The organism is Vibrio sp. OY15 (genome assembly GCF_000742455.1).
Lineage (GTDB): Bacteria > Pseudomonadota > Gammaproteobacteria > Enterobacterales > Vibrionaceae > Vibrio > Vibrio alginolyticus.
Map to the genome: position 1 here is coordinate 1 of NZ_JPIL01000023.1, position 20,939 is coordinate 20,939.

20 protein-coding genes and 1 riboswitch are annotated in these 20,939 nt (G+C 45.4%); of the genes, 5 read left to right on the forward strand and 15 right to left on the reverse strand.

All coding sequences use genetic code 11. The features are described 5' to 3' along the window. Positions 1-507: 507 nt before the first annotated feature. Positions 508-963, forward strand: a complete 456-nt coding sequence (locus tag IJ23_RS20805) for an RNA-binding protein (protein WP_033907260.1) — start codon at positions 508-510, stop codon at positions 961-963. Here the strand turns inward: IJ23_RS20805 and murI are convergent. The 3 genes from murI to btuB are packed head-to-tail and all read right to left on the reverse strand — an operon-like array spanning position 926 to position 4,348. Beyond that, complete coding sequence (murI, locus tag IJ23_RS20810; protein WP_033907261.1) at positions 926-1,729, reverse strand: glutamate racemase; 804 nt, start codon at positions 1,727-1,729, stop codon at positions 926-928. The two genes, IJ23_RS20805 and murI, sit on opposite strands and share 38 nt — an antisense overlap. A gap of 31 nt (positions 1,730-1,760) precedes the next feature. After that, complete coding sequence (locus tag IJ23_RS20815) at positions 1,761-2,453, reverse strand: ATPase (protein WP_017821272.1); 693 nt, start codon at positions 2,451-2,453, stop codon at positions 1,761-1,763. Positions 2,454-2,512: 59 nt separating this feature from the next. Next, positions 2,513-4,348 carry a TonB-dependent vitamin B12 receptor gene (gene btuB, locus IJ23_RS20820; protein ID WP_033907262.1) on the reverse strand — a complete coding sequence of 612 codons (1,836 nt, stop codon included), beginning with the start codon at positions 4,346-4,348 and terminating at the stop codon, positions 2,513-2,515. Between the two features lie 56 nt (positions 4,349-4,404). Next, positions 4,405-4,602: riboswitch (cobalamin riboswitch) on the reverse strand. A 186-nt stretch (positions 4,603-4,788) separates the two neighbouring features. Between btuB and trmA the strand changes: the two genes are divergently transcribed. Beyond that, on the forward strand, positions 4,789-5,898 hold the full coding sequence (gene trmA / locus IJ23_RS20825) for a tRNA (uridine(54)-C5)-methyltransferase TrmA (RefSeq protein WP_033907263.1): 1,110 nt from the start codon (positions 4,789-4,791) through the stop codon (positions 5,896-5,898). A gap of 65 nt (positions 5,899-5,963) precedes the next feature. On the opposite strand, the gene IJ23_RS20830 is transcribed toward trmA, so the two are convergent. After that, positions 5,964-6,329: a YijD family membrane protein gene (locus IJ23_RS20830; protein WP_005378634.1), complete on the reverse strand. Its 366-nt coding sequence runs from the start codon at positions 6,327-6,329 to the stop codon at positions 5,964-5,966. Further along, entirely contained in the window at positions 6,329-6,970 is a 642-nt protein-coding gene (gene fabR, locus IJ23_RS20835) for an HTH-type transcriptional repressor FabR (RefSeq protein ID WP_005378632.1), read from the reverse strand. The genes IJ23_RS20830 and fabR overlap by 1 nt, the downstream gene beginning before the upstream one ends. A 263-nt stretch (positions 6,971-7,233) precedes the next feature. Here fabR and sthA point away from each other — a divergent pair, with 263 nt between their 5' ends. Further along, the gene (gene sthA / locus IJ23_RS20840; RefSeq protein ID WP_006742759.1) at positions 7,234-8,664 is read left to right on the forward strand and encodes a Si-specific NAD(P)(+) transhydrogenase; all 1,431 of its coding nucleotides are present in this window, start codon (positions 7,234-7,236) and stop codon (positions 8,662-8,664) included. A gap of 57 nt (positions 8,665-8,721) precedes the next feature. On the opposite strand, the gene dinF is transcribed toward sthA, so the two are convergent. The 3 genes from dinF to lexA form a co-directional block, all read right to left on the reverse strand. Continuing rightward, complete coding sequence (gene dinF / locus IJ23_RS20845) at positions 8,722-10,071, reverse strand: MATE family efflux transporter DinF (protein ID WP_017636071.1); 1,350 nt, start codon at positions 10,069-10,071, stop codon at positions 8,722-8,724. A 55-nt stretch (positions 10,072-10,126) separates the two neighbouring features. Beyond that, positions 10,127-10,921, reverse strand: coding sequence for a class I SAM-dependent methyltransferase (locus IJ23_RS20850; protein ID WP_005378679.1), 795 nt, complete (start codon positions 10,919-10,921; stop codon positions 10,127-10,129). Between the two features lie 184 nt (positions 10,922-11,105). Next, entirely contained in the window at positions 11,106-11,726 is a 621-nt protein-coding gene (lexA, locus tag IJ23_RS20860; RefSeq protein ID WP_005378682.1) for a transcriptional repressor LexA, read from the reverse strand. 368 nt (positions 11,727-12,094) lie between these two features. Here lexA and plsB point away from each other — a divergent pair, with 368 nt between their 5' ends. Next, the gene (gene plsB / locus IJ23_RS20865; RefSeq protein ID WP_033907264.1) at positions 12,095-14,521 is read left to right on the forward strand and encodes a glycerol-3-phosphate 1-O-acyltransferase PlsB; all 2,427 of its coding nucleotides are present in this window, start codon (positions 12,095-12,097) and stop codon (positions 14,519-14,521) included. Between the two features lie 64 nt (positions 14,522-14,585). Here the strand turns inward: plsB and ubiA are convergent, their stop codons facing one another. Both ubiA and IJ23_RS20875 read right to left on the reverse strand, forming a co-directional pair. Continuing rightward, a complete protein-coding gene (ubiA, locus tag IJ23_RS20870; RefSeq protein WP_005378684.1) occupies positions 14,586-15,440 on the reverse strand; it encodes a 4-hydroxybenzoate octaprenyltransferase in 855 nt (284 codons plus the stop codon). After that, a complete protein-coding gene (locus IJ23_RS20875; RefSeq protein ID WP_081886437.1) occupies positions 15,441-15,980 on the reverse strand; it encodes a chorismate lyase in 540 nt (179 codons plus the stop codon). A 161-nt stretch (positions 15,981-16,141) separates the two neighbouring features. Here IJ23_RS20875 and IJ23_RS20880 point away from each other — a divergent pair, with 161 nt between their 5' ends. Next, positions 16,142-16,552, forward strand: coding sequence for a flagellar basal body-associated protein FliL (locus IJ23_RS20880; RefSeq protein ID WP_005378687.1), 411 nt, complete (start codon positions 16,142-16,144; stop codon positions 16,550-16,552). A 63-nt stretch (positions 16,553-16,615) separates the two neighbouring features. On the opposite strand, the gene glpG is transcribed toward IJ23_RS20880, so the two are convergent. From glpG to ftsE, 5 genes are all read right to left on the reverse strand, one after another. Further along, the gene (gene glpG, locus IJ23_RS20885) at positions 16,616-17,458 is read right to left on the reverse strand and encodes a rhomboid family intramembrane serine protease GlpG (protein ID WP_033907266.1); all 843 of its coding nucleotides are present in this window, start codon (positions 17,456-17,458) and stop codon (positions 16,616-16,618) included. Further along, positions 17,458-17,778, reverse strand: coding sequence for a thiosulfate sulfurtransferase GlpE (glpE, locus tag IJ23_RS20890; RefSeq protein ID WP_005378691.1), 321 nt, complete (start codon positions 17,776-17,778; stop codon positions 17,458-17,460). Before glpE ends, glpG begins: the two co-directional genes overlap by 1 nt. A 493-nt stretch (positions 17,779-18,271) precedes the next feature. Further along, entirely contained in the window at positions 18,272-19,129 is an 858-nt protein-coding gene (gene rpoH, locus IJ23_RS20895) for an RNA polymerase sigma factor RpoH (RefSeq protein ID WP_005378693.1), read from the reverse strand. Positions 19,130-19,305: 176 nt separating this feature from the next. Further along, entirely contained in the window at positions 19,306-20,274 is a 969-nt protein-coding gene (ftsX, locus tag IJ23_RS20900; RefSeq protein ID WP_025768167.1) for a permease-like cell division protein FtsX, read from the reverse strand. Continuing rightward, positions 20,264-20,938, reverse strand: coding sequence for a cell division ATP-binding protein FtsE (gene ftsE / locus IJ23_RS20905; protein WP_005378697.1), 675 nt, complete (start codon positions 20,936-20,938; stop codon positions 20,264-20,266). Before ftsE ends, ftsX begins: the two co-directional genes overlap by 11 nt. Between the last annotated feature and the right edge of the window lies 1 nt (position 20,939).

Consider the following 20,939-nt stretch of genomic DNA (forward strand, 5'->3'; position numbering starts at 1 on the left):
TTTGAATTGACTGTGCTGAATCCGAAGATTCAATGGTCACTTCGTATCATTGAAACCTAATTTGATACCAAGGTATCGAATTGGATTATCATCAACGAGTGCCCACACAGATTGATAGGTTCTTATTTTTAAAGAGCTTTTCTAACGTTTTCAGCAACTTAGTTGCTCGTCGTTAGGGGTGCGTATCTTACTTCACACCGTGAGAGAGTCAAGCATTTTTTTCAAATTCTTTTTTCTCTCTTCTCGACTCGCTGTGTGACTTTCGTCTCACTCCGTGTCGGTGGATGCGCAGTATAGGGGGTTGAGAAATTAGTACAAGCGTTTTTTGCAAATAAAAAACCAACCGGTCACAAATTATCCAAAAGTGCGATATTTGCATATTTCTTCGTCACATTTGAGACATATCACAGCAATTGGTTGGAAAAACACCAACCATATACGTAAGATTCATGTGTCTATTCTGTTAATGGACAATCGATCTCTTTATCACTATGTGTAGTAATTAAAATGACGTCTAAAAAAAATCTGATTTTATGTGTTGGGCTGGCCATCGTTGGGGGAATCATCTTCTCTCAATTCATCATCCCACCAGCCTTGAGCTTCCTCATTGGTGTTATCGCTACTGCTTTTCTTTTTTCATTTTCTAGCAAAACACCTATTCTTCAATCTTCGGATCCTGATCCTTCAACTAAAACGCTGTATGTCGGCAACCTTCCTTATAAGGCCAATGAGAGTCATGTTCGCGATTTGTTTGCTGAATATGGACAGGTCTATGCAGTACGCTTAATGAAAGATAAGCGCACTGGAAAAAGAAGAGGGTTTGGTTTTGTAGTGATGGCTGCGGCAGATGCCAAGCCAGCTATCGCTAAACTTAATGAAAAGGAATATATGGAGAGAACGCTAAAAGTGAGAATTGCGAACGATCCTAAACATCCGGATGGCGGTAAACCTGAACAGGATTAAAACCTAGCTTCTTTAAACAAATGTTCAGTGCATCTTCCTGCCAAGGAGTTGCACTGGCATAAATCGACTTACTTCCCTCTTCTGTATCCTCAATTTCATCACTTAATAGCAATGCTTTTACTCGACGTGCAATCGCTGCGCCTGAATCAATTAAAGTAACGTCCCCACCCAAAGCTTGATGAATCTCCTCTTTGATTAAAGGGAAGTGAGTACAACCGAGCACCGCAACATCGACTTTATCGCGAAGGGGAAGCAGGATATTTGTCAGTTCGTCGAGAGAAACGCTGTTGCCTCGCAACTTCTCTTCGGCCATATCTACCAAGCGAGTTGATCCCACCAGCTCAACTGGTTTGCCTTGCGCAAAGTCCCGTATTAACTCGTGAGTATATTGGCGTGTTACTGTCGCCGGAGTGGCGATCAGCCCTACCCCTTTTGATGCTAAAAGCGATGCGGGTTTAATCGCAGGGACAACACCAACAACGGGAATCGATAAATTTTCGCGTAAGGAAGGAAGCACTATGGTGCTCGCCGTGTTGCAAGCAATGACAACAACGTCGACTTGGTGTTCTTCGACTAATGAAGAGACCAGTTGGTTAACTCGTGAAATGAGTACAGCCTGATCGAGTTCACCATAAGGGTAAGCCTGATTATCGAATAAGTATAAGTAGTCTAACTGGGGCAATAGGCGATGTATCTCTTGGAATACAGAAAGACCACCAACACCAGAGTCAAAAACTAGGACTTTTTTCTTACTTGCTACTCGCACGAGTCTTACCTAAAGAACAGAAACGTTGCGATCATACTGCGTAGATTTGTTTTGGCAATGCTTTAGCATGGTATCTTTGATGGCTGAATCTATCTCCAGATTCTACATCTCGCTTCGTCAACTCGATATGTCCTTGAAAAGATGGCGAAGACGTAACCAATGTGTGAAATTCACCATTTTCCCCACAGGGATCAATTTGACTTGGTAATGACTCTATTAGGGCTTTGTCATACCAGCGACCACACCATTCTGGAGGGAGAACTCTTCCGTCGATGGTGATTAACATAGTTTGAATACCACGCTCTATGATTTCCATCGCTAGTTTTTCGCTGCTCTCCCCTAATAGAGGAAAGACGCATTCCCAGCCAACAGGTTCAATATAGCTGCGTCGGTAATCGGCAATGCCATTACAAAACATATCACCAAATGCGACAGCTTCTATATTCAGACCACTACTTTGTAATGCATTAACGATGGTCGATTGATAAATGTCGTTACTTGGAAAGACTTCAGGTAGCTCGATAGTAATGAGCGGAAGCGCAAGTAAGTCTGCTTGCATTTGTACGACTTCAAGCGGAGTTGCTTGGAAAGGGACTTCTTTCCCTACGTAAGTCGTGTACAAACCGACAACTTGATAATTTGGATTCTCGTTAAGGCGCTCAAGCGTTAATGTCGAATCTTTACCGCTGGACCAACTGATCACCACTCGCTTGGGTTTCTTCATTCGATTTTCCACCACAAAATATTAAAAACCGCCCGAAGGCGGTTTGTGCTCATTCACGATTAGAATTCGTAGCCAACGTTGAGATAGTACGCTCGCTCTGCAGCAGGGTAACCTTTTGCCATCTCATACTCTTCATCAAGTAGATTATCGATACGAGCGCTAATAGAGGTCGACTCATTCGGATAGTAAGTCACCGCCGTATCAACCAACGAGTAAGAAGAAAGCGTAATATCTTGTGAAGGCCAAGTGCTGTAATCCACATCTGGACGCTTACCGACGTACTGATAGCTAACCGACCAATCCACTTTATCGAAGCTCACTAAAGCATTCCACTTATACATTTCTTTAGCGCGGCGCTGCAACTGATGCCCTTTATCGTCTTCAGCATCTTTGTAATCTGCACTCAACTGGTGCTGCACAATCCCTGTATCAAACTCAGCAACAAGCTCCACACCTTGGATATGTGTTTCACCATCGACATTCAAATATTTGTATGTGGTTGGATGGTAATCGATAAGATTCGTGATTTTATAGTCATAACCCGTGACGGACCAAAAAACGCCTTGGACATCACCGCTGAATGCTAGCTCCCAAGCATCTGACTCTTCCGGCTTCAGATCTTTCTCACCGTATGTTGGGTCATACTGTTGATATAGGTTTGGAGCCTTAAACGCAGTACCAAAAGAAGCTTTAACCCCAAACTCTGGCACAAATTGGTAACCAGCCGCTAAACTGTAAGTGAACTCACTACCGTATTCTTCGTTATCATCAAGGCGAGCACTGCCCTCAAGCATTGCTTTATCAATACTAGTCGTTGCCATACCAAACAGAGCGCCATTGGTACGATCAAACGTTTTATTCGCACTCTTGTCTTTATAAGACTCATTACGCCAATCAATACCACCAGCCAACGTCGTATTGTTGTTTAGCAAGTAACTGTTGGTCCACTGGACATTCTGCTGCTCAAGTTCATCTTTAGTACCTGAGTGTTTGCCTTTTGCTTGCTCATAGTTCCAAGACTTCTGTTTCTGTGCCGTTACTTGTAGTTCTGACATTACATTATCAGACTGATACTTACCGCCCAGAGTGACAGAAAGATCGTCTTTTTCTGCTTCGTAGTAACCGCGACTGCCGTAGCTGCTGTCATATTGATAAACATTTTCGTAAGCACGTAGGTTACCAAATGCAGACCACTGATCATTGAAGTTATGCACGTAACCTAGCAGACCATTCTTTGTATCAAAGCCATGGCGATCACCGTCATTAACTCCCGGTACAGGACGAACGTTATAACCATCATCACTTTCACTACCAAGCGCGATATTTAGCTGGCCGCTCTCTGTGACTTTAATACCAGATGCCACACTCAATTCCTGGTAATCTAAGCTGCCTAAACCCGCACTTAACTTCGTTCCTTCTTCGTCAGCACGCGCAATGGTGATGATATTGATCACGCCACCAATCGCTTCTGAGCCGTAAAGTGACGCACGCGCACCACGCACGTACTCAATACGTTGAACGTAAGTAAGTGGGATTTGGTTAAAGTCCACAGCGCCCTTCGCTGCTCGTGCAAAACGTACGCCATCAACCAGTACTAAAACTTGGTCGGAACTGGTTCCACGAACAAATAAAGACGCTAGCTGACCACGACCACCATTTTGTGAAACTTGAATCCCGGTAAGGCGACGCAATACATCTGGTAGGGTTTTCGCTTGAATGCGATCGATGTCTTGTCGAGTAACTACTTCGACATCTGCCAACGTACGGCTTTCGGCTTGCTCAAAACGGTTTGCCGTAACAACGATGGTTTCGTCAGTGGAGGTTTCTTGGGCCTGTAGATAAGAGACAGGTGAAAGCAGCGATGCCAAAGTGATCGCCAGTGCGGATTTTCTCATTGTATTGTCCTAAATCGCGTAATTCCTTCCGAGCCCTGTCATCATGACAGTCCAGTGCTGTGGCTCAGTTGTTGGCAGGTATTCGGACTCAAGAGCACGGGTGTACCGCCTACTTGCTCGACTTCCCACATAAACTAATGCAGTGTCTGATGAGCGTTCGTTCTCTTTTACCGCTGCGCGTCAGTTCTGGATTCACACCAGATTCCCATTTCAGCCATCTAGATTGCTAGATAGCACCAACTTGAGGCAAATATTATTCAGCTATTGATTATTTGTCCAGCCAATATTGCCCTTAGAAGTTGTAACGTTTTGATTGATTTTGCTTTCTACTCTGCCTGTACGCACTATCTTTAAATCAATTCCAGTACAAAACTGGACATCCTATTGAGATTGAATAAAATCTGCGCTCTTAAATTGAATGCACCATAAAAGGTAAGATCATGGCTACTCTTGATGTAAACCCACAACGCTACCAAGAACAACTGGCTGAAAAAGTCGAACGTCTCACGGATATGTTCGCGCCATACAACATGCCAGAACTGGAAGTGTTTGAATCACCAGAGCAGCACTACCGCATGCGTGCTGAGTTCCGTGTTTGGCATGAAGGCGAAGATCTTTACTACATCATGTTCAACCAAGAAACTCGTGAGAAGTACCGTGTTGACCAATTCCCTGCAGCAAGCCGTCTGATCAACGACCTGATGCCGCTATTGGTTGAAGCGATGAAAGACAACGACTCACTACGTCGTAAACTGTTCCAAGTGGATTTCCTATCGACGCTAAGTGGTGAGATTCTGGTCTCACTCCTTTACCATCGCCAACTTGATGAAGAGTGGATTGAAAACGCGAAAGCCCTTAAACAGCGTTTAAATGATGAAGGCTTTAACCTAAACATCATTGGTCGCGCTCGTAAGATGAAGATTGTCCTAGACCGAGACTACGTTATCGAGAAGCTCGATGTAAATGGTCAAAGCTACATCTACCAACAAGTAGAGAACAGCTTCACTCAGCCGAACGGCAAAGTCGCAGAGAAGATGCTGGAATGGGCGGTCGACTGTACCCAAGAAAGCACTGGCGACCTACTAGAGCTTTACTGTGGTAACGGTAACTTCTCGCTGGCGTTGGCACAGAATTTCGACCGCGTACTGGCAACTGAGCTAGCGAAGCCATCTGTGGTATCTGCACAGTACAACATCGCCGCCAATAAGATTGATAACGTACAAATCTTACGTCTATCGGCAGAGGAATTTACTCAAGCGATCGAAGGTAAGCGTGAATTCCGTCGTCTACAAGATGCAGGTGTGGATCTGAAGAGCTACAACTGCAACACGATTTTTGTCGATCCACCACGTGCTGGGATGGATGTCGATACTTGTAAAATGGTGCAAGGTTACGAGCGCATCATGTACATCTCTTGTAACCCTGAGACTCTAAAAGAGAACTTGGACATTCTATGCGAAACACACAACGTGACGCGTTTTGCTCTGTTTGACCAATTCCCTTATACCCACCACATGGAAGCTGGCGTGCTATTGGAACGTAAAGCTTAGTCCACCAGCTTCAGACAAAAAAAAGCGAGCTCAATGGCTCGCTTTTTTTAATTTGATTCGTTTGCTTATTCCGCAGAAGTCTTCTTGCTGACAAAACCTAGCTTCTTACCAATCCATGCGAGTAAGATCATTGAAACCATGATCGCGAAGAAGTTTGAGCCTGCTTCTGGGTATTGCGCTTTAATAAACGCAGAGTGACCAAACGCACCTACGAAGAAACACGCCAAGCCAACTAATGGGATATCTTCTGATACCGGATTATTTAGGTACTCTTGGTAAAGAGCTTGTACAGCCAGTACGAGTGCAATCAATGGGAAGATTGAAAAAGACACTTCACTCATGGTCAACCATGACAACAAAGCATCACCACACATACCTGCAACCAGTGCCAAAATCAGCGTTTTCTTTTCAGATTTATTTCCATTCGACATTATTCTATCCCGCCTTTTAATCGGTTACGTTCACGTTCTTTGCGATACCAATAGGCCCCTTTGGCTATCATTCGCAATTGCATGATCAATCGCTCGGCGAGTTCATCGCGCTCACGTCGATCTAAATCTAAAGCTTCAGCCCCCGAACTGAAAACCAAAGTCACAGACGCTTCTGCTTGAGTATACGCCTCTTCTCTGGTCACGCCGGTGCTCATTAAATACTCGGTTAATTCTGCCGCAAAATGCTGGATTTCTCGAGCAACAGCGGTACGAAATTCAGCAGAAGTGCCGGAGCGCTCACGCAACAACAAACGAAAAACGTTCGGACTACTTTCAATGAATTCCATAAAGGTTTCGACCGAGGTACGAATTACGCTACCTTCTTTCACAATACGTTGACGCGCCTGACGCATCAGTTGGCGTAGTAGCAAACCGCCTTCATCAACCATGGTTAAGCCTAGCTCATCCATATCTTTGAAGTGACGATAAAAAGAAGTCGGTGCAATCCCTGCCTCTCGGGCGACTTCTCGCAAGCTAAGGCTGGAAAAGCTGCGATCCGCACTTAACTGACTAAATGCCGCATCGATCAATGATCGACGTGTCTTCTCTTTTTGCTGTGCGCGGATTCCCATCGATTTCATTCTTAACTTGCTCTTTTTCTATAGGGTACAAGAGCCTCAATATAACGCAATTTGCTCCTACGGAGAAAGATATGTTGCTTCGCTCGCTCTGAGCGCCGAGAACGTTACTATTGGCATGCATCTAATTGCAATGTTCTCGATGCAATTTATAGACATACAACATACCAAATCACCCTTTTGGTCGATTCTGCGTGATCACTTCCACTCTCTAACAGGCATGACGTGTACCAATAGAGTAAATGAGTTAAAATCGCGCTAAAGCAATGTTAAGCAAATATAACAAGGAAGGCATCATGGCGCATGTTAATCACTATGACGTGATCGTAATCGGTAGTGGCCCTGGCGGAGAAGGGGCTGCAATGGGATTAACCAAAGCGGGACTGAATGTTGCCATTGTCGAGAAAGAAAGCAGTGTCGGCGGCGGTTGTACTCACTGGGGTACCATTCCATCAAAAGCACTGCGTCATGCCGTTAGCCGCATCATCGAATTTAATAGCAACCCGCTATTTTGTCGAAACAACACCAGCGTTCATGCAACATTTTCTGACATTTTAGATCATGCTAAATCGGTCATTGATAAGCAAACTCGACTTCGTCAGGGCTTTTATGACCGTAACTCATGCACACTTTTGTTCGGAACCGCGCGATTTATCGATAACTACTCAATTGCAGTGATGCAAAGCGACGGTACAGAAGAAATCTATTCTGCAGATAAGTTTGTCATCGCGACGGGTTCTCGTCCGTATCAGCCTAACGACGTAGATTTCTTGCATGAGCGCATCTACGACAGTGATTCCATTTTGAGCCTGAAACACGACCCTCGCCATATCATCATTTACGGTGCGGGCGTTATCGGTTGTGAATACGCTTCTATCTTCCGCGGACTTGGAGTGAAAACCGACCTTATCAATACCCGCGACCGCTTGTTGGAGTTTTTGGATAACGAAGTGTCAGATGCGCTGTCTTACCACTTCTGGAACAGCGGTGTGGTAATTCGTAATGATGAGACCTATGAAAAAATCGAAGGCACAGAAGATGGCGTGATTATTCACCTACAATCTGGCAAGAAGATGAAGGCAGACTGCTTGTTGTATGCGAATGGTCGAACAGGTAACACCGATAAGTTGAATTTGGGTGCAGTGGGTCTGGAAGCGGACTCTCGCGGACAACTAAAAGTAAACCGTAACTACCAAACCGATATCGAACACATTTACGCTGTAGGCGATGTCATCGGTTACCCTAGCCTTGCAAGCGCCGCTTATGACCAAGGGCGATTTGTCGCACAAGCCATTACGAAAGGTCAGGCAGAAAACTACCTGATTGATGATATTCCAACGGGTATCTACACCATCCCAGAGATTAGCTCTGTGGGTAAAACCGAGCAAGAGCTAACAGCTGCGAAAGTACCGTATGAAGTAGGACGCTCTTCGTTCAAGCATCTAGCTCGTGCACAGATCGCAGGGAAAGACATCGGTAGCTTGAAGATATTGTTCCATCGTGAAACCAAAGAAATTTTAGGGATTCACTGTTTTGGCGAACGTGCCGCGGAAATTATCCACATCGGTCAAGCCATTATGGAGCAAAAAGGCTCAGCGAATACCATCGAGTATTTCGTCAATACCACCTTCAACTATCCAACAATGGCCGAAGCGTATCGTGTCGCTGCGTTGAATGGTTTGAACCGCTTGTTCTAATCTATGCTTCTTGATAGCAGACAGAAAAACAGCAGGCTTGGACCTGCTGTTTTTATATCAACATTGTGCTAGGAAGGTATCCTTGTGCCATTGGTAGAGAAAGATAACCCCTAAACCAATACCCCGCATCAACATAAAGCTCGTCATTGCAAACCACAGCGCGTGATTTTCCCACTCGGCGAATAAGTAAAAGACAACGAAGAAACTGCTGGTCGCGACAAACATACTATTGCGCATGTCTTTGCCTTTGGTTGCACCGACAAAAATGCCATCCAATAGAAAGCACCACATCGACGCAAGTGGCATCACCACCAGCCAAGGTAGATACACCGCTGCTTGCTGTTGGACCGTCTCAATTGAAGTGATCATGGCGATCAACTCCGATCCCGCCAAACCAAAGAGCGCGGTCAGTCCTAAGCAAATAACCAAACTCCAAAAGAAAGTGCCGACAAGCGATGCACTCAATTGTTGCCTATCTTTGGCACCAATCGCCTTCCCGACCATGGCCTCCATCGCATAAGCAAAGCCATCCATGCCATACGAGATAATCATCAGGAAGCTCATCAGAACCGCATTTGCAGCGACAACCTCATCACCCAAGCTCGCGCCTTGGAACGTCATAAAGCTAAAAGCCGCTTGCAGACACAAAGAGCGTAAGAAAATATCGCGATTCAATTTCACGAATCGCCCTAAACCGTGTTGAGTGCTGGCTAGCAACTTTTGAGGTGATGGTAATTGCCTCTCTCGCCAGGTTTTCCAGACACACATGAGACCAAAACCCATGCCAGAGTAGTCAGCAATCACCGATGCCAGCGCAGCGCCTTCTACTTTCCACCCCAAACCAATCACAAACAACAAATCGAGGGCAATATTAGTCACGTTGGTGATGATCACCATCCACATTGGTGCTTTGGAATTTTGCGTTCCGAGCAGCCACCCCAACAACACAAAGTTCATTAGCGCAGCGGGGGCACTCCACACACGGATAGAGAAATATTGCATACCGTAGTGTTTTACCTCTGCGCTGGCGTCACTCCAACCAAAGATCAAATCAGCTATCGGGGTATGGGCAATAAGGAAGACTAACGCAAACAGCAGCGCCATAAGTGAGCCTTGCATAAACACCAAGGCAAGTTGCTTTCGGTCTTCACCGCCATAGGACTGCGCCGCCAACCCAGTAGTCGACATACGCAAAAAACCAAGCAGCCAAAACGTCACGCTGATCATGGTGCTGCCCAACGCAACACCACCCAAATACCAAGCGTGGTCTAGATGACCAATCACCGCAGCATCGACCAAACCAAGCAATGGAACAGTAATATTCGACAGCACCATAGGTATAGCTAAAGCTAAGACTTGGCGATGAACTTTTGGGTTAGATAAAGGAGAGAAGATTGAATTTGTCACAGGCACCTCATCAGTAAGATCGACGAGTGTACCTGAGCGCTTAACGACTAGCCAATTACCACTTGATATGAACGAGTACTGGCGTGAGGCGATGCTTCAACATTGGAATCTTATTAAGCCAACGCTGCCAAGCTTTCCAACGAGAACAGAATCTATCGAATGGCGAGAAAGCTTTCACCCACTGTGCCCATGGTAACCATTGCAATATCTGTGCTGCAGGCGCTTCAAAGCCATGAGCATAACGATCAGAGCCAAGCTTTTGTCCCCACTTGGTTTCCGTTAAATCTCCTGCCAGCACCATACACAGTTCAGCAGAAACAAAATGTCGACCTAAGGTTTGAATAAATTTCGCGACTTGACGCTCTGTGCAATCGAGCAGTGCCATTTCACATAAAATGAGTACCGGTGCTTGCTCTGGAATGGCTAACGTCTCTAGCCACGACATTTCATCCACACTGCCACAGCGATGTTCATAACGTTCATTTTTGTGGAACAAACGCTGACGCCATACCAAATTTTCCGTCACATCCAGCTCTATCCAATGGCAGCGTCCATTATCCAAACGATAAAAGCGGGTATCCAACCCCGCTCCGACATTGATTATCCAGGCATCGGGATACTGCTGTAAGAAGTGACTAACCTGCTGGTCACAAAGCTGAGTCAGCGTCACGTGCAGCAATTGCTTCTGCGCAATATCACCACTCAAACAATCCGGCGCCATCTTACAGCTCAAACACGCTTTAGCAGCTATCGGATCGTACACCAAGCCATTGTCGACCATGCTTTCACGGCTACGCAATAACAGTGGCTTTAATAAATGGTTAGGAACTTGATGTTTAGACTGAGACATGGGCATTTCCTGCGCCAGAGAGAAAACATAGACATTAATAAAGATGATAATGAATATCAATTACATTATCAAGCTTATAAATTGGTCAAAACAAACAAGGTCAAGATGATGAGCAAGCTTTTGGAGGAAGTAGAAAAAGAGAAAAGACAAAACAGCCCAGATGAACTGGGCTGCTTAAACACACTTACATCCAATCGGTATTGCGAATAATACCAACGGCTAAGCCTTCAATCGTAAGGTGCTGAGACGTTAAGTCCACTTGGATTGGGGCAAACTCTTCATTCTCAGCATGCAGTAATATGGTTGAACCTTTGCGCTCCAAACGCTTCACAGTCACATCATCATCAACACGCGCAACGACAACTTGACCGTCTCTCACATCTTGGGTTTTATGCACCGCGAGCAAATCGCCATCCATAATCCCGATGTCTTTCATACTCTCGCCATTTACACGAAGTAAGAAATCCGCTTGCGGTTTGAACATCGCAGGATCGACTTGGTAGTGCGCCTCTACGTGCTCTTGAGCCAGAATTGGCTCACCCGCTGCGACTTGACCAATCAAAGGCAAACCCTGCTCATCATTGGCTGCGTCTTCAAGCAGGATACGAATCCCACGAGAAGCGCCTGGAATAATTTCAATTGCTTGCTTACGAGCAAGCGCTTTTAGGTGTTCCTCTGCGGCATTCGCAGAGCGGAAGCCAAGCTCACGCGCAATCTCTGCACGAGTTGGTGGCATTCCGGTGTCGTCGATTTTACTTTTAATCAAATCGAAGACTTGTTGTTGGCGTGGCGTTAACGGCTTCATGTCTCACCTGTCTTTTTATACAGTTAACTGTGAGTATATCCAGTAAATGCTCAAATGAAAACCCAATTGGTTGTTTTTTAATTTATTTGTGGGGAGCTTTCAGCTTACCAATTAAGTTCATTCTTTATTCGTTTAAAACACCGACTTTTCAGTTAATCAAGTCAAAGCAATAACTTAGGGGTTCGACTAATTTACAGCCAATAAAATTAAAAGGTTTGACCAGTTTCTGGTATCCTTGCAGCGCTTAAATTTTATCGCCTAGGCTTATTTCTATTGCCGTACTCATCTCTTTTTATAGAGAAGACATGCAAAGCGGAAACTGAAATAAGGTTAGGCCTGTTTGAATACCTATTGAGGCTGTGAACTTTATGTCTTCTGGACAATCATTTTCACGTTCATTACTAAAACTACCTTTATCGGTACTGGTAAAGGGCACCGCAATCCCGTCGAACCCGATTGAAGATCTGAACATCGACCTAACTAAACCGATTGTATATGCCCTGCCGTTCCGCTCGAACGTGGATTTGCTGACACTGCAAAAACAAGCCATGAGCCTTGGTCTACCCGACCCGCTCAGCCCGCTGGAAATCAATGGCAAAACGCTGAACCGTTTCGTCTTTATCGCTGCGCGTCCAACTGTGATGAACAACGATAATGATGTCCCAACCGATTCTGTTTCTCTGTTCACTGACTTACTGGAACTGCACAAGCTGGATAGTGAGTTGGATGTTCAAATGATCCCTGCAACCGTGCTTTGGGGTCGTAAGCCAGGTAAAGAAGAGAACCAAAAGCCTTACCTTCAACCGATGAATGGTCCGCAAAAAGCCAAAGCGGTAATGGCGGCGGGACGCGACTGCTTAGTTCGCTTTAGTCCCGTGGTATCTCTGCGTTATATGGCAGACTCCCACGGTACCGACAGCGCAATTGCGCACAAACTGGCTCGCGTGGCGCGTATCCACTTCTCACGCCAGAAACTGGCTGCTTCAGGCCCAAACCTGCCACAACGCCAAGTGTTGTTTGCTCGTTTACTAAAATCTCCAGCTATTGAACTGGCGATTGCTGACGAAGCCAAGAGCAAAAACATCTCGATTGATAAGGCACGTAAAGAAGCCCACGACATCATGGATGAAATCGCTGCCGACTTCTCCTATAGTCTGGTGAAAAACGGCGACCGCATCCTGAGTTGGTTATGGACAAAACTATACCAAGGTTTGCACATCAATAACGCCTCGACTGTGCGTCGTTTAGCGCAAGACGGCCACGAAATTGTGTACGTTCCTTGTCACCGTAGTCATATGGACTACCTGCTGTTGTCTTATGTTTTATACCATGAAGGCATGGTGCCTCCGCACATTGCGGCAGGCATTAACTTGAACTTCTTCCCGGCCGGTCCCCTTTTCCGTCGTGGTGGGGCGTTCTTTATTCGTCGTAGTTTTAAAGGCAACAAACTGTACTCAACCATTTTCCGTGAGTATCTAGCTGAGCTGTTTGCCAAAGGCTATTCAGTCGAGTACTTCAGTGAGGGTGGTCGTTCACGTACAGGTCGCTTACTGCAAGCGAAAACGGGTATGCTGGCTATGACCATCCAAGCAATGCTACGTGGTTTAAACCGCCCAGTAACGCTAGTGCCGGTCTACATAGGCTACGAGCACGTAATGGAAGTGGGCACTTACGCGAAAGAGCTGCGTGGCAAACGCAAAGAGAAAGAAAACGCAGGGCTTGTACTGCGTACTCTGCGTAAACTGCGTAACTTTGGTTTGGGCTATGTGAACTTCGGTGAGCCAATTCAGCTCAACCAATACTTGAACGAGCATGCTCCTGAGTGGACGAAAGACATCGACAGCATGGGTGGTAACAAACCACAATGGATGAATCCTGTGGTGAACGACCTTGCTAATAAGATGATGACGCACATCAACGATGCGGCGGCGGCAAACGCGTTGACCTTGTGTGCAACCGCACTGCTTGCTTCTCGTCAACGTGCACTTTCTCGTGACTCGCTGATCAATCAGATTGAGTGTTACTTAAAGCTACTCAAAAATAACCCGTACTCAAGCACCTCCACTATCCCTACCGAAAGTGCTGAGGAGTTGGTCGATCATGCAATTTCGCTTGATAAGTTCGTGATTGAAACCGATAGCATGGGTGACATCATTTCGCTGGACCGTAGCCAATCGATCCTGATGACCTACTATCGCAACAACATCATCCACTTGTTCGCTCTGCCGTCATTAATTGCCCAAATGCTCATTCGTCAGCGCAACCTTTCGGTAGCCAAGATTCAAGCGAATGTCGCGCAAATCTACCCATTCTTGAAGAAAGAGCTGTTCTTAAGTTACCAAGAAGACGAGTTAGATGAATTGGTCGTTAAAACACTGCATGAATTTGCCGATCAGAAAATGATTAGTCTGGATGGTGATAAGCTAGAGATCAATCAATCGAACAACCAGCCTTTGGTTCTGTTAGGTCGAACGATAACTGAAACGCTGCAACGCTACTCTATCGCGATGAACTTGCTTGTTGCTTACCCTGAGCTGGGTAAATCGGACCTAGAGCAGAAGAGCCAAGATATTGCTCAGCGCCTAGGGCGTTTGCACGGTATTAATGCGCCAGAATTCTTCGATAAAGGTGTGTTTACCGCCATGTTCAATACGCTCAAACAGCAAAAATACCTCGATAACGATGGTAACTGTGACACGAAGAAAACGCAGCAATTTGCACGGCTACTGTTCACTCTGCTTTATCCAGAAGTGAAACTGACGATCGAAGAGAGTATTCACCAACTTCGGTCGTAACCGTTTTACCTTCTTCCAATAAGAAAAAAGGCATCCAATCGGATGCCTTTTTCTATTTCTTCGCTTACCAAAATGCGACCAGTAACCCTATCGCTATCACCATGCCAACATAATTGTTGTTAAGGAAAGCCTTAAAGCACAACTCACGCTCACGGTGACGAATTAAGTGCTGCTGATAAACAAACAACGACGCTGCAATCAAAAGGGTCCAGTAGTAACTTTGTCCCAATTGGTAGAACTGCCCTAACCAAACCAACATCGCGAGTGTAATCAGTTGCAACACACCAATAATAAGCTTGTCATGACGACCAAACAGAATTGCCGTCGATTTAATGCCAATCTTTAGATCATCATCTCGGTCTACCATCGCATATTGAGTGTCGTACGCAATGGTCCACAAAGCGTTAATGAGGAACAAAAACCAAACAATCAATGGTAATTCCCCAGTTTGTGCAGCCCACGCCATTGGAATCGCCCAGCTAAAAGCCAAGCCTAAAAATAGCTGTGGAATATGAGTGTAACGCTTCATAAATGGATAGATGAACGCCAACACAATGCCAGCGAAGGATAGCTGAATCGTCAGCGGGTTCATGGTCAGCACTAACAAAAACGAGCTGATACCCAAAACCAAAAATAATCCAATCGCTTCTTTTGCTGTCACTTTCCCTGATGGCAGTGGACGTTGCTTAGTACGCTTTACATGGCCGTCGACTTTGCGATCTGCAAAATCATTAATCACGCACCCCGCACTACGCATTAGGAATACCCCCAATACAAATACGATGAATACATCCCAACTTGGCATCCCTTGGGCTGAGATAATTAGCGCCCAAATCGTTGGCCACATCAGTAACAGTGAACCAATCGGGCGATCCATGCGCATCAGTTGCCAATATGCTTTGGCTTTTTCTGCGGACATTTACACTGTCTCCTTAGCGTAAACTGGTGAATTAGATAAGAATAACTCGGCGACTAGCATCGGTTTGTGATTCATCCACAACCTTGAGCGTCGCGCTAACAAACGTCCTTCTGGTACGGCTACCCATCCCATTTGCAAAGAGTCCCGCTCAACGTTATCTGCTCTGAACACAGTTAGTCCTAATGGGATATCCCCTTGTTGAGCCAAATCATACTGCTGATCAACTAAGGTTGAGCGAGGAATCAATGTCCGCCCAATAACCCAGTTATTATTGTCACCGCACAAAATTACCTCTCTCAGTAAGCAATCTTGTTCGGACAATAACTGGCTTTCGTCCTGTTTTAATGTCGCTGCAGTGACGATCTGATTTTGTAGCAATTCTACCGTTAACGCTTGGCAGTGCTGTTTTAAACGACGTGACAAAGACCCTTGCTCTTCAAGCCAATGCTTGGCAAATTCATTTGGAAATTCGAATTCTTCGGGGTTTTGCCACTCTACTTCCAATAAAGAAGCAAGATAGAGTGATGTTGGCTGATTCATACTAGTATTCAATTGGAGGCTTTATGCGTACAATAAAGCAACAACTTACCGTCCATAGTAATGTATGTAACCGTAAGTTCCGTTATTTGTTATAGACGGCCCATTGTATCAAGACTGAAGCGATTCGAATATCGCGATCCAGAGAAAGAAAAGTTAGAAATATGTACAAACGTTATATAGCCCAAATTATTTTTGCGTTAACCATACTATTCGCCGCACCAAGTTGGGCTGAAACGGAAGAAGCTGGACCTAAGTTGGCATACTTTACCCTAGAGCCTGACCTCACTACTAACTTTTACACCAAAGGCAAAAAGTTAGGTTATGTGCAAGTGCGCATCGACATCATGGTAATGAGTCAACAAGATTTATCAGTTGTTGAGCATCACCAACCTTTGATTCGCGATGCAGTGATTGAATTACTGGGTAAGCAAACAGAAGATACGATTAAGTCCCTGTCTGGCCGAGAAGATCTGCGCAAAACCTTAGTGACGACCCTCAACGAAACACTTTTGCCTGAAACAGGTAAAACCATCATTGCCGATTTGTTGTTTACAAAATACCTTTATCAATAAACCCAAATCCGTTTTGAACATAAAAAAAGACCGCTCTTGAGCGGTCTTTTCATTTCATCTGCTTTAGGCTTGCTGTTGGTATTTCATCTTGCCTGAATCAAACAGCGCAATCGCCATCCCCGACAGTAGCCCAACTAAGTGAGCGGTGTTTGCAATCGCCATAAATGGCTGCACAAAACCAAGAACTAACCATACCAACATAAAGACGATGATTGGCTTGGGTAGCGTAAGGTCTAAATGTGGCAAGCGGTAACCCAGTATCCACAAATAACCAAGCAGTGCATAGACCACGCCAGACAAGCCGCCGAAGTTAGCCCCTTCAACATAGAACTGGCCTGCCCCTGAAAGCGCTGCCGACACCACAAAGAGTTGCAATAGCTTACCGGAACCGAGACGACGTTCGATGTCGCCACCCAACTGCCACCACCATAGTAAGTTAAACACGATGTGAGTTACTGAAAAGTGCAGTAACGCATGACTTAGCCATCGCCACACTTGCCATTGTTGCCCCTCAAAAGCCGGGAAGTGCAACAACTTAAACACGCCATTGCCAAAGCCAAACATTTGTAACAAGTAGATGATGATACAGACTGTCATGATCAGCAAAGTCATGGGGCCAGCTTTCGCTTTGACCATGCTCATGATACTCGGGCTGGAATAATGAAATGTGCTCTTACGAGTATCGGCAACGTCCCACGAGGCGGCGCTGTATCTTGAATCAGACGGGTTAGCAAGGAACAGCTTAAGTTCGGCTTCCGCTTCTATTTCATGCTGGCTATCAGTCAGCCACAGCGCAAATTGCCCATCCCCTTCAGGCATCATTTCGATGTCAATTTGGCGAGAGGCCATATAATCAATAAAGGCTTGCGCCATACGTGGATTATTTAACGTTACCAATCTCTTCATTAACTTCTCACTATCGGTAGTTCTGCTCGATGCCAGGCTTCAAAGCCACCATCTACACTGTACACCTGTTCAAAGCCTTGGTTAACTAAATATTGCGCCGCACCTTGGCTACTAATGCCGTGGTAACACATCACCAGAATAGGTTGTTCGAACTCCACTTCATCCATAAACGCAACGATCGTATCGTTAGTTAAATGATACGCGGACTCCGCATGCGCAACGGCAAACGATTGAGGGTCACGGATATCTACAAGCTTCGCATCACCCTGCTCGAGCAGCGCTTGCGCACCTTGTACATCGATATGCTTAAACTGATCCATTTACTTTCTCATTGTCTTATTAATATACCCAAGCAACCTCGAACCTAACGTACTAATCAGCGCCCGTGGTACAGCATAAAATCCATATTTGAAGCTGCTTGGGTATACTGCCGCTATTGTAACCTATCCAACGGCAAACTTAGACACATGGATAATCAGGGTTTTCAAAAGTGTACACATTCCAACCATTTGTGGATAAAGCTGTGAATTGCGTTGATAAAGTGTATTTGGATCTTTTGATCCACAATATGTAGTGATGATCCTGATCTAACTGTGTGTATATCTATAACTATCCCCAGATGGAAAAGTGCTTGAATCCCTTATTTTGTCCGGGTTTCGAACAGTTGATAAATAATTACTTCACAGAGTTATACACAGGTAGCACATAAAATCCAGATCGCAAAAGCTATCGATTTTCGATCGACAATAAAAAAGCCGAGATCACATGATCTCGGCTTTCTATGAAAATCTTACTTTCAATTAGCAGTGGAAATTAAAATTCACCCACGGCCAATTTTAGTTTCTTCATTGCATTTTTTTCTAGCTGGCGAATACGCTCGGCAGAAACACCGAACTCATCAGCTAAGTCTTGCAATGTTGCTTTCTCATCATCTAACCAACGAGAACGCACGATGCGCTGACTACGCTCATCCAAACTCGCTAATGCATGACCCAAGCGATTGTTGGTGTGCATTTCCCAGTTGGCGGCTTCAATGTTGTCGGCCACATCAGACGATTTGTCTTCTAGGTATAGCATCGGCGCTGTGTAAGCGTTTGAACTGTCGTCTTCATCAGTTGGCATATCAAAGGTTGAATCCACCGCCGCTAAGCGTGATTCCATCTCGCGAACTTCAGAAGGCTCAACACCTAACTCGCGCGCAACGGTTTCCACTTCACCGTTGTTAAACCAACCCAAGCGCTTTTTCGACTTACGCAGGTTGAAGAACAATTTACGTTGCGCTTTAGTGGTCGCAATTTTCACGATACGCCAGTTACGTAGCACGTATTCGTGGATCTCTGCTTTGATCCAGTGGACAGCAAAAGAAACCAAGCGAACCCCTACTTCTGGGTTAAAACGCTTAACGGCTTTCATTAGACCGATGTTACCCTCTTGCACAAGATCCGCCATTGGCAAACCGTAGCCAGAGTAACCACGAGCAACGTGAACAACGAATCGTAGGTGCGAAAGAATTAGACCTTTTGCAGCCTCAATCTCACCTTTATAGTGTAATCGTTCTGCCAGCTCACGCTCTTCGTCTGCAGTCAGCATTGGGTAGCTGTTTACTGAGCGAATATAGCTATCAAGGCTATCTTGCGTGACTAGAGCCATCGGATACGCTTCTTTTGTCATTCAATTCCTCATCAATCTCTGATCTGGAGCATTACATTGCAATTTAGCTTCGATATCTTGAACTCAAAATGAACAAGTTTCAAGAAGGGGAAGCAATTATCCATAAACATTTGGTCTAAGCAAGGGTTCAAAATTAGCTAGTGCTAATGAAATCCAAGTAATAAGACCGCCATCACTTAAACTGGTTCAATTTCTTTTAAATGTCGTTGCGCAGAAAAACGCGCCGCAATACATCCCAAAAGACTCCCAATGATGATTAATAACAAAGATTCATCCCAATTTAGACCAATCAGGCGGAACTGGCTATCGTACAACGCAGCAAGATCTTCCACCGCACTGTTCATGACAATGGTCACTAAAGCCGTTACCAACCACGCAATAGTGGCACCTAACACGCCAAACCACATACCTGTGTACAAGTAAGGGCGCAGAATAAAACTGTCCGTCGCACCGATCAGTTTCATGGTTTGAATCTCTTCTTTATTCGCCAACACATTAAATCGCAATGTATTGCCAACGATTAAAAATACCGCACCGAGCATCAGCACTGTCAGGGTAATGACAATAATACTCGCGAGAGTTTTGATGGCATCAAGACGCGCCAGCCAGTCTTCGTCAAGTCTCACGTCGGTCACATCTTGTTGCTCTCGAACGTCTTTGGCTAATGACTGAATATCACTTTTTAGCTCCGAATCTGGCGTAATCACCAACACACCAGGAAGCGCATAGCCACTTAAAAGACTGATAGCTTGGTCGAACCCTGCATATTGGCTTAAATCAGATAGACCTTGTTGCGGTGAAATATATTCTACCTCTTTTACCAAAGGCCAAGTTTCAATTTGATCTTTGAGAACCATCACTCGCGCATCCGGCATGCCTTCAACTAAGTAAGCACTAACTTGTGAAGGAGAAGCGACATCTTCCGCTGCCCCTGCAACGTTTTTCCCCAATAGATACAAACAAGCTGGCATGGCAAGTGCCATGGAGATGACCGCTAGGGTCAGAATGTTGCCTAGTGGTCGTTGCCATAAGGCGCTAAAAGAGGATTTAGCTTGTTTTGCGTGGACAGAGAAAAAACCATCGGTATTCGCACGCTTGGCACTACGGCCTTTCCCCTTCTTTTGGGAGTGCTTGTTACCTGCCATAGTCTTCTACCTCACTTAGGAAGCCTTGATTCAATTCAAAATGACGATACTGTGGGCGAGTGTTTACTAACCCCACATCGTGCGTGGCAAGTAAGATTGTCACGCCCGCACGGTTAAATTCTTCGAATAGACGCAACACACGGTTGGATAATTCTGGGTCAAGGTTACCCGTAGGCTCATCAGCCACCAGCAACGTTGGTCGATTAACCACAGCACGGGCAATACCGACGCGCTGTTGCTCACCACCAGAAAGTTGACTAGGTAGACAACGAGCTTTATCGAGTAAGCCCGTTTTATCTAACGCCGCAGAAACACGTCGTTTGATTTCGTTTTCAGAAATCGATTCGATACGCATTGGCAGAGCGACATTGTCGTACACACTGCGATCCATCAATAGGCGATGATCTTGAAAAACAATCCCAATATTGCGGCGCAAAAAAGGGATGTCTTTGCCTGGAATACGCGTGATGTCGTGGCCATTAAAATGGATTTTGCCATCGGTTGGTCGCTCTATCGCGCAGATCAATTTCAGCAAGGTACTTTTACCAGCCCCGGAATGTCCGCCTAAAAACGCCATTTCACCGCGCCTCAGGTGAAAATCGACTTTTTGCAGTGCTTGTCGACCACCTCGGTAAGCTTTGCTTACTTGCTGAAATTTGATCACC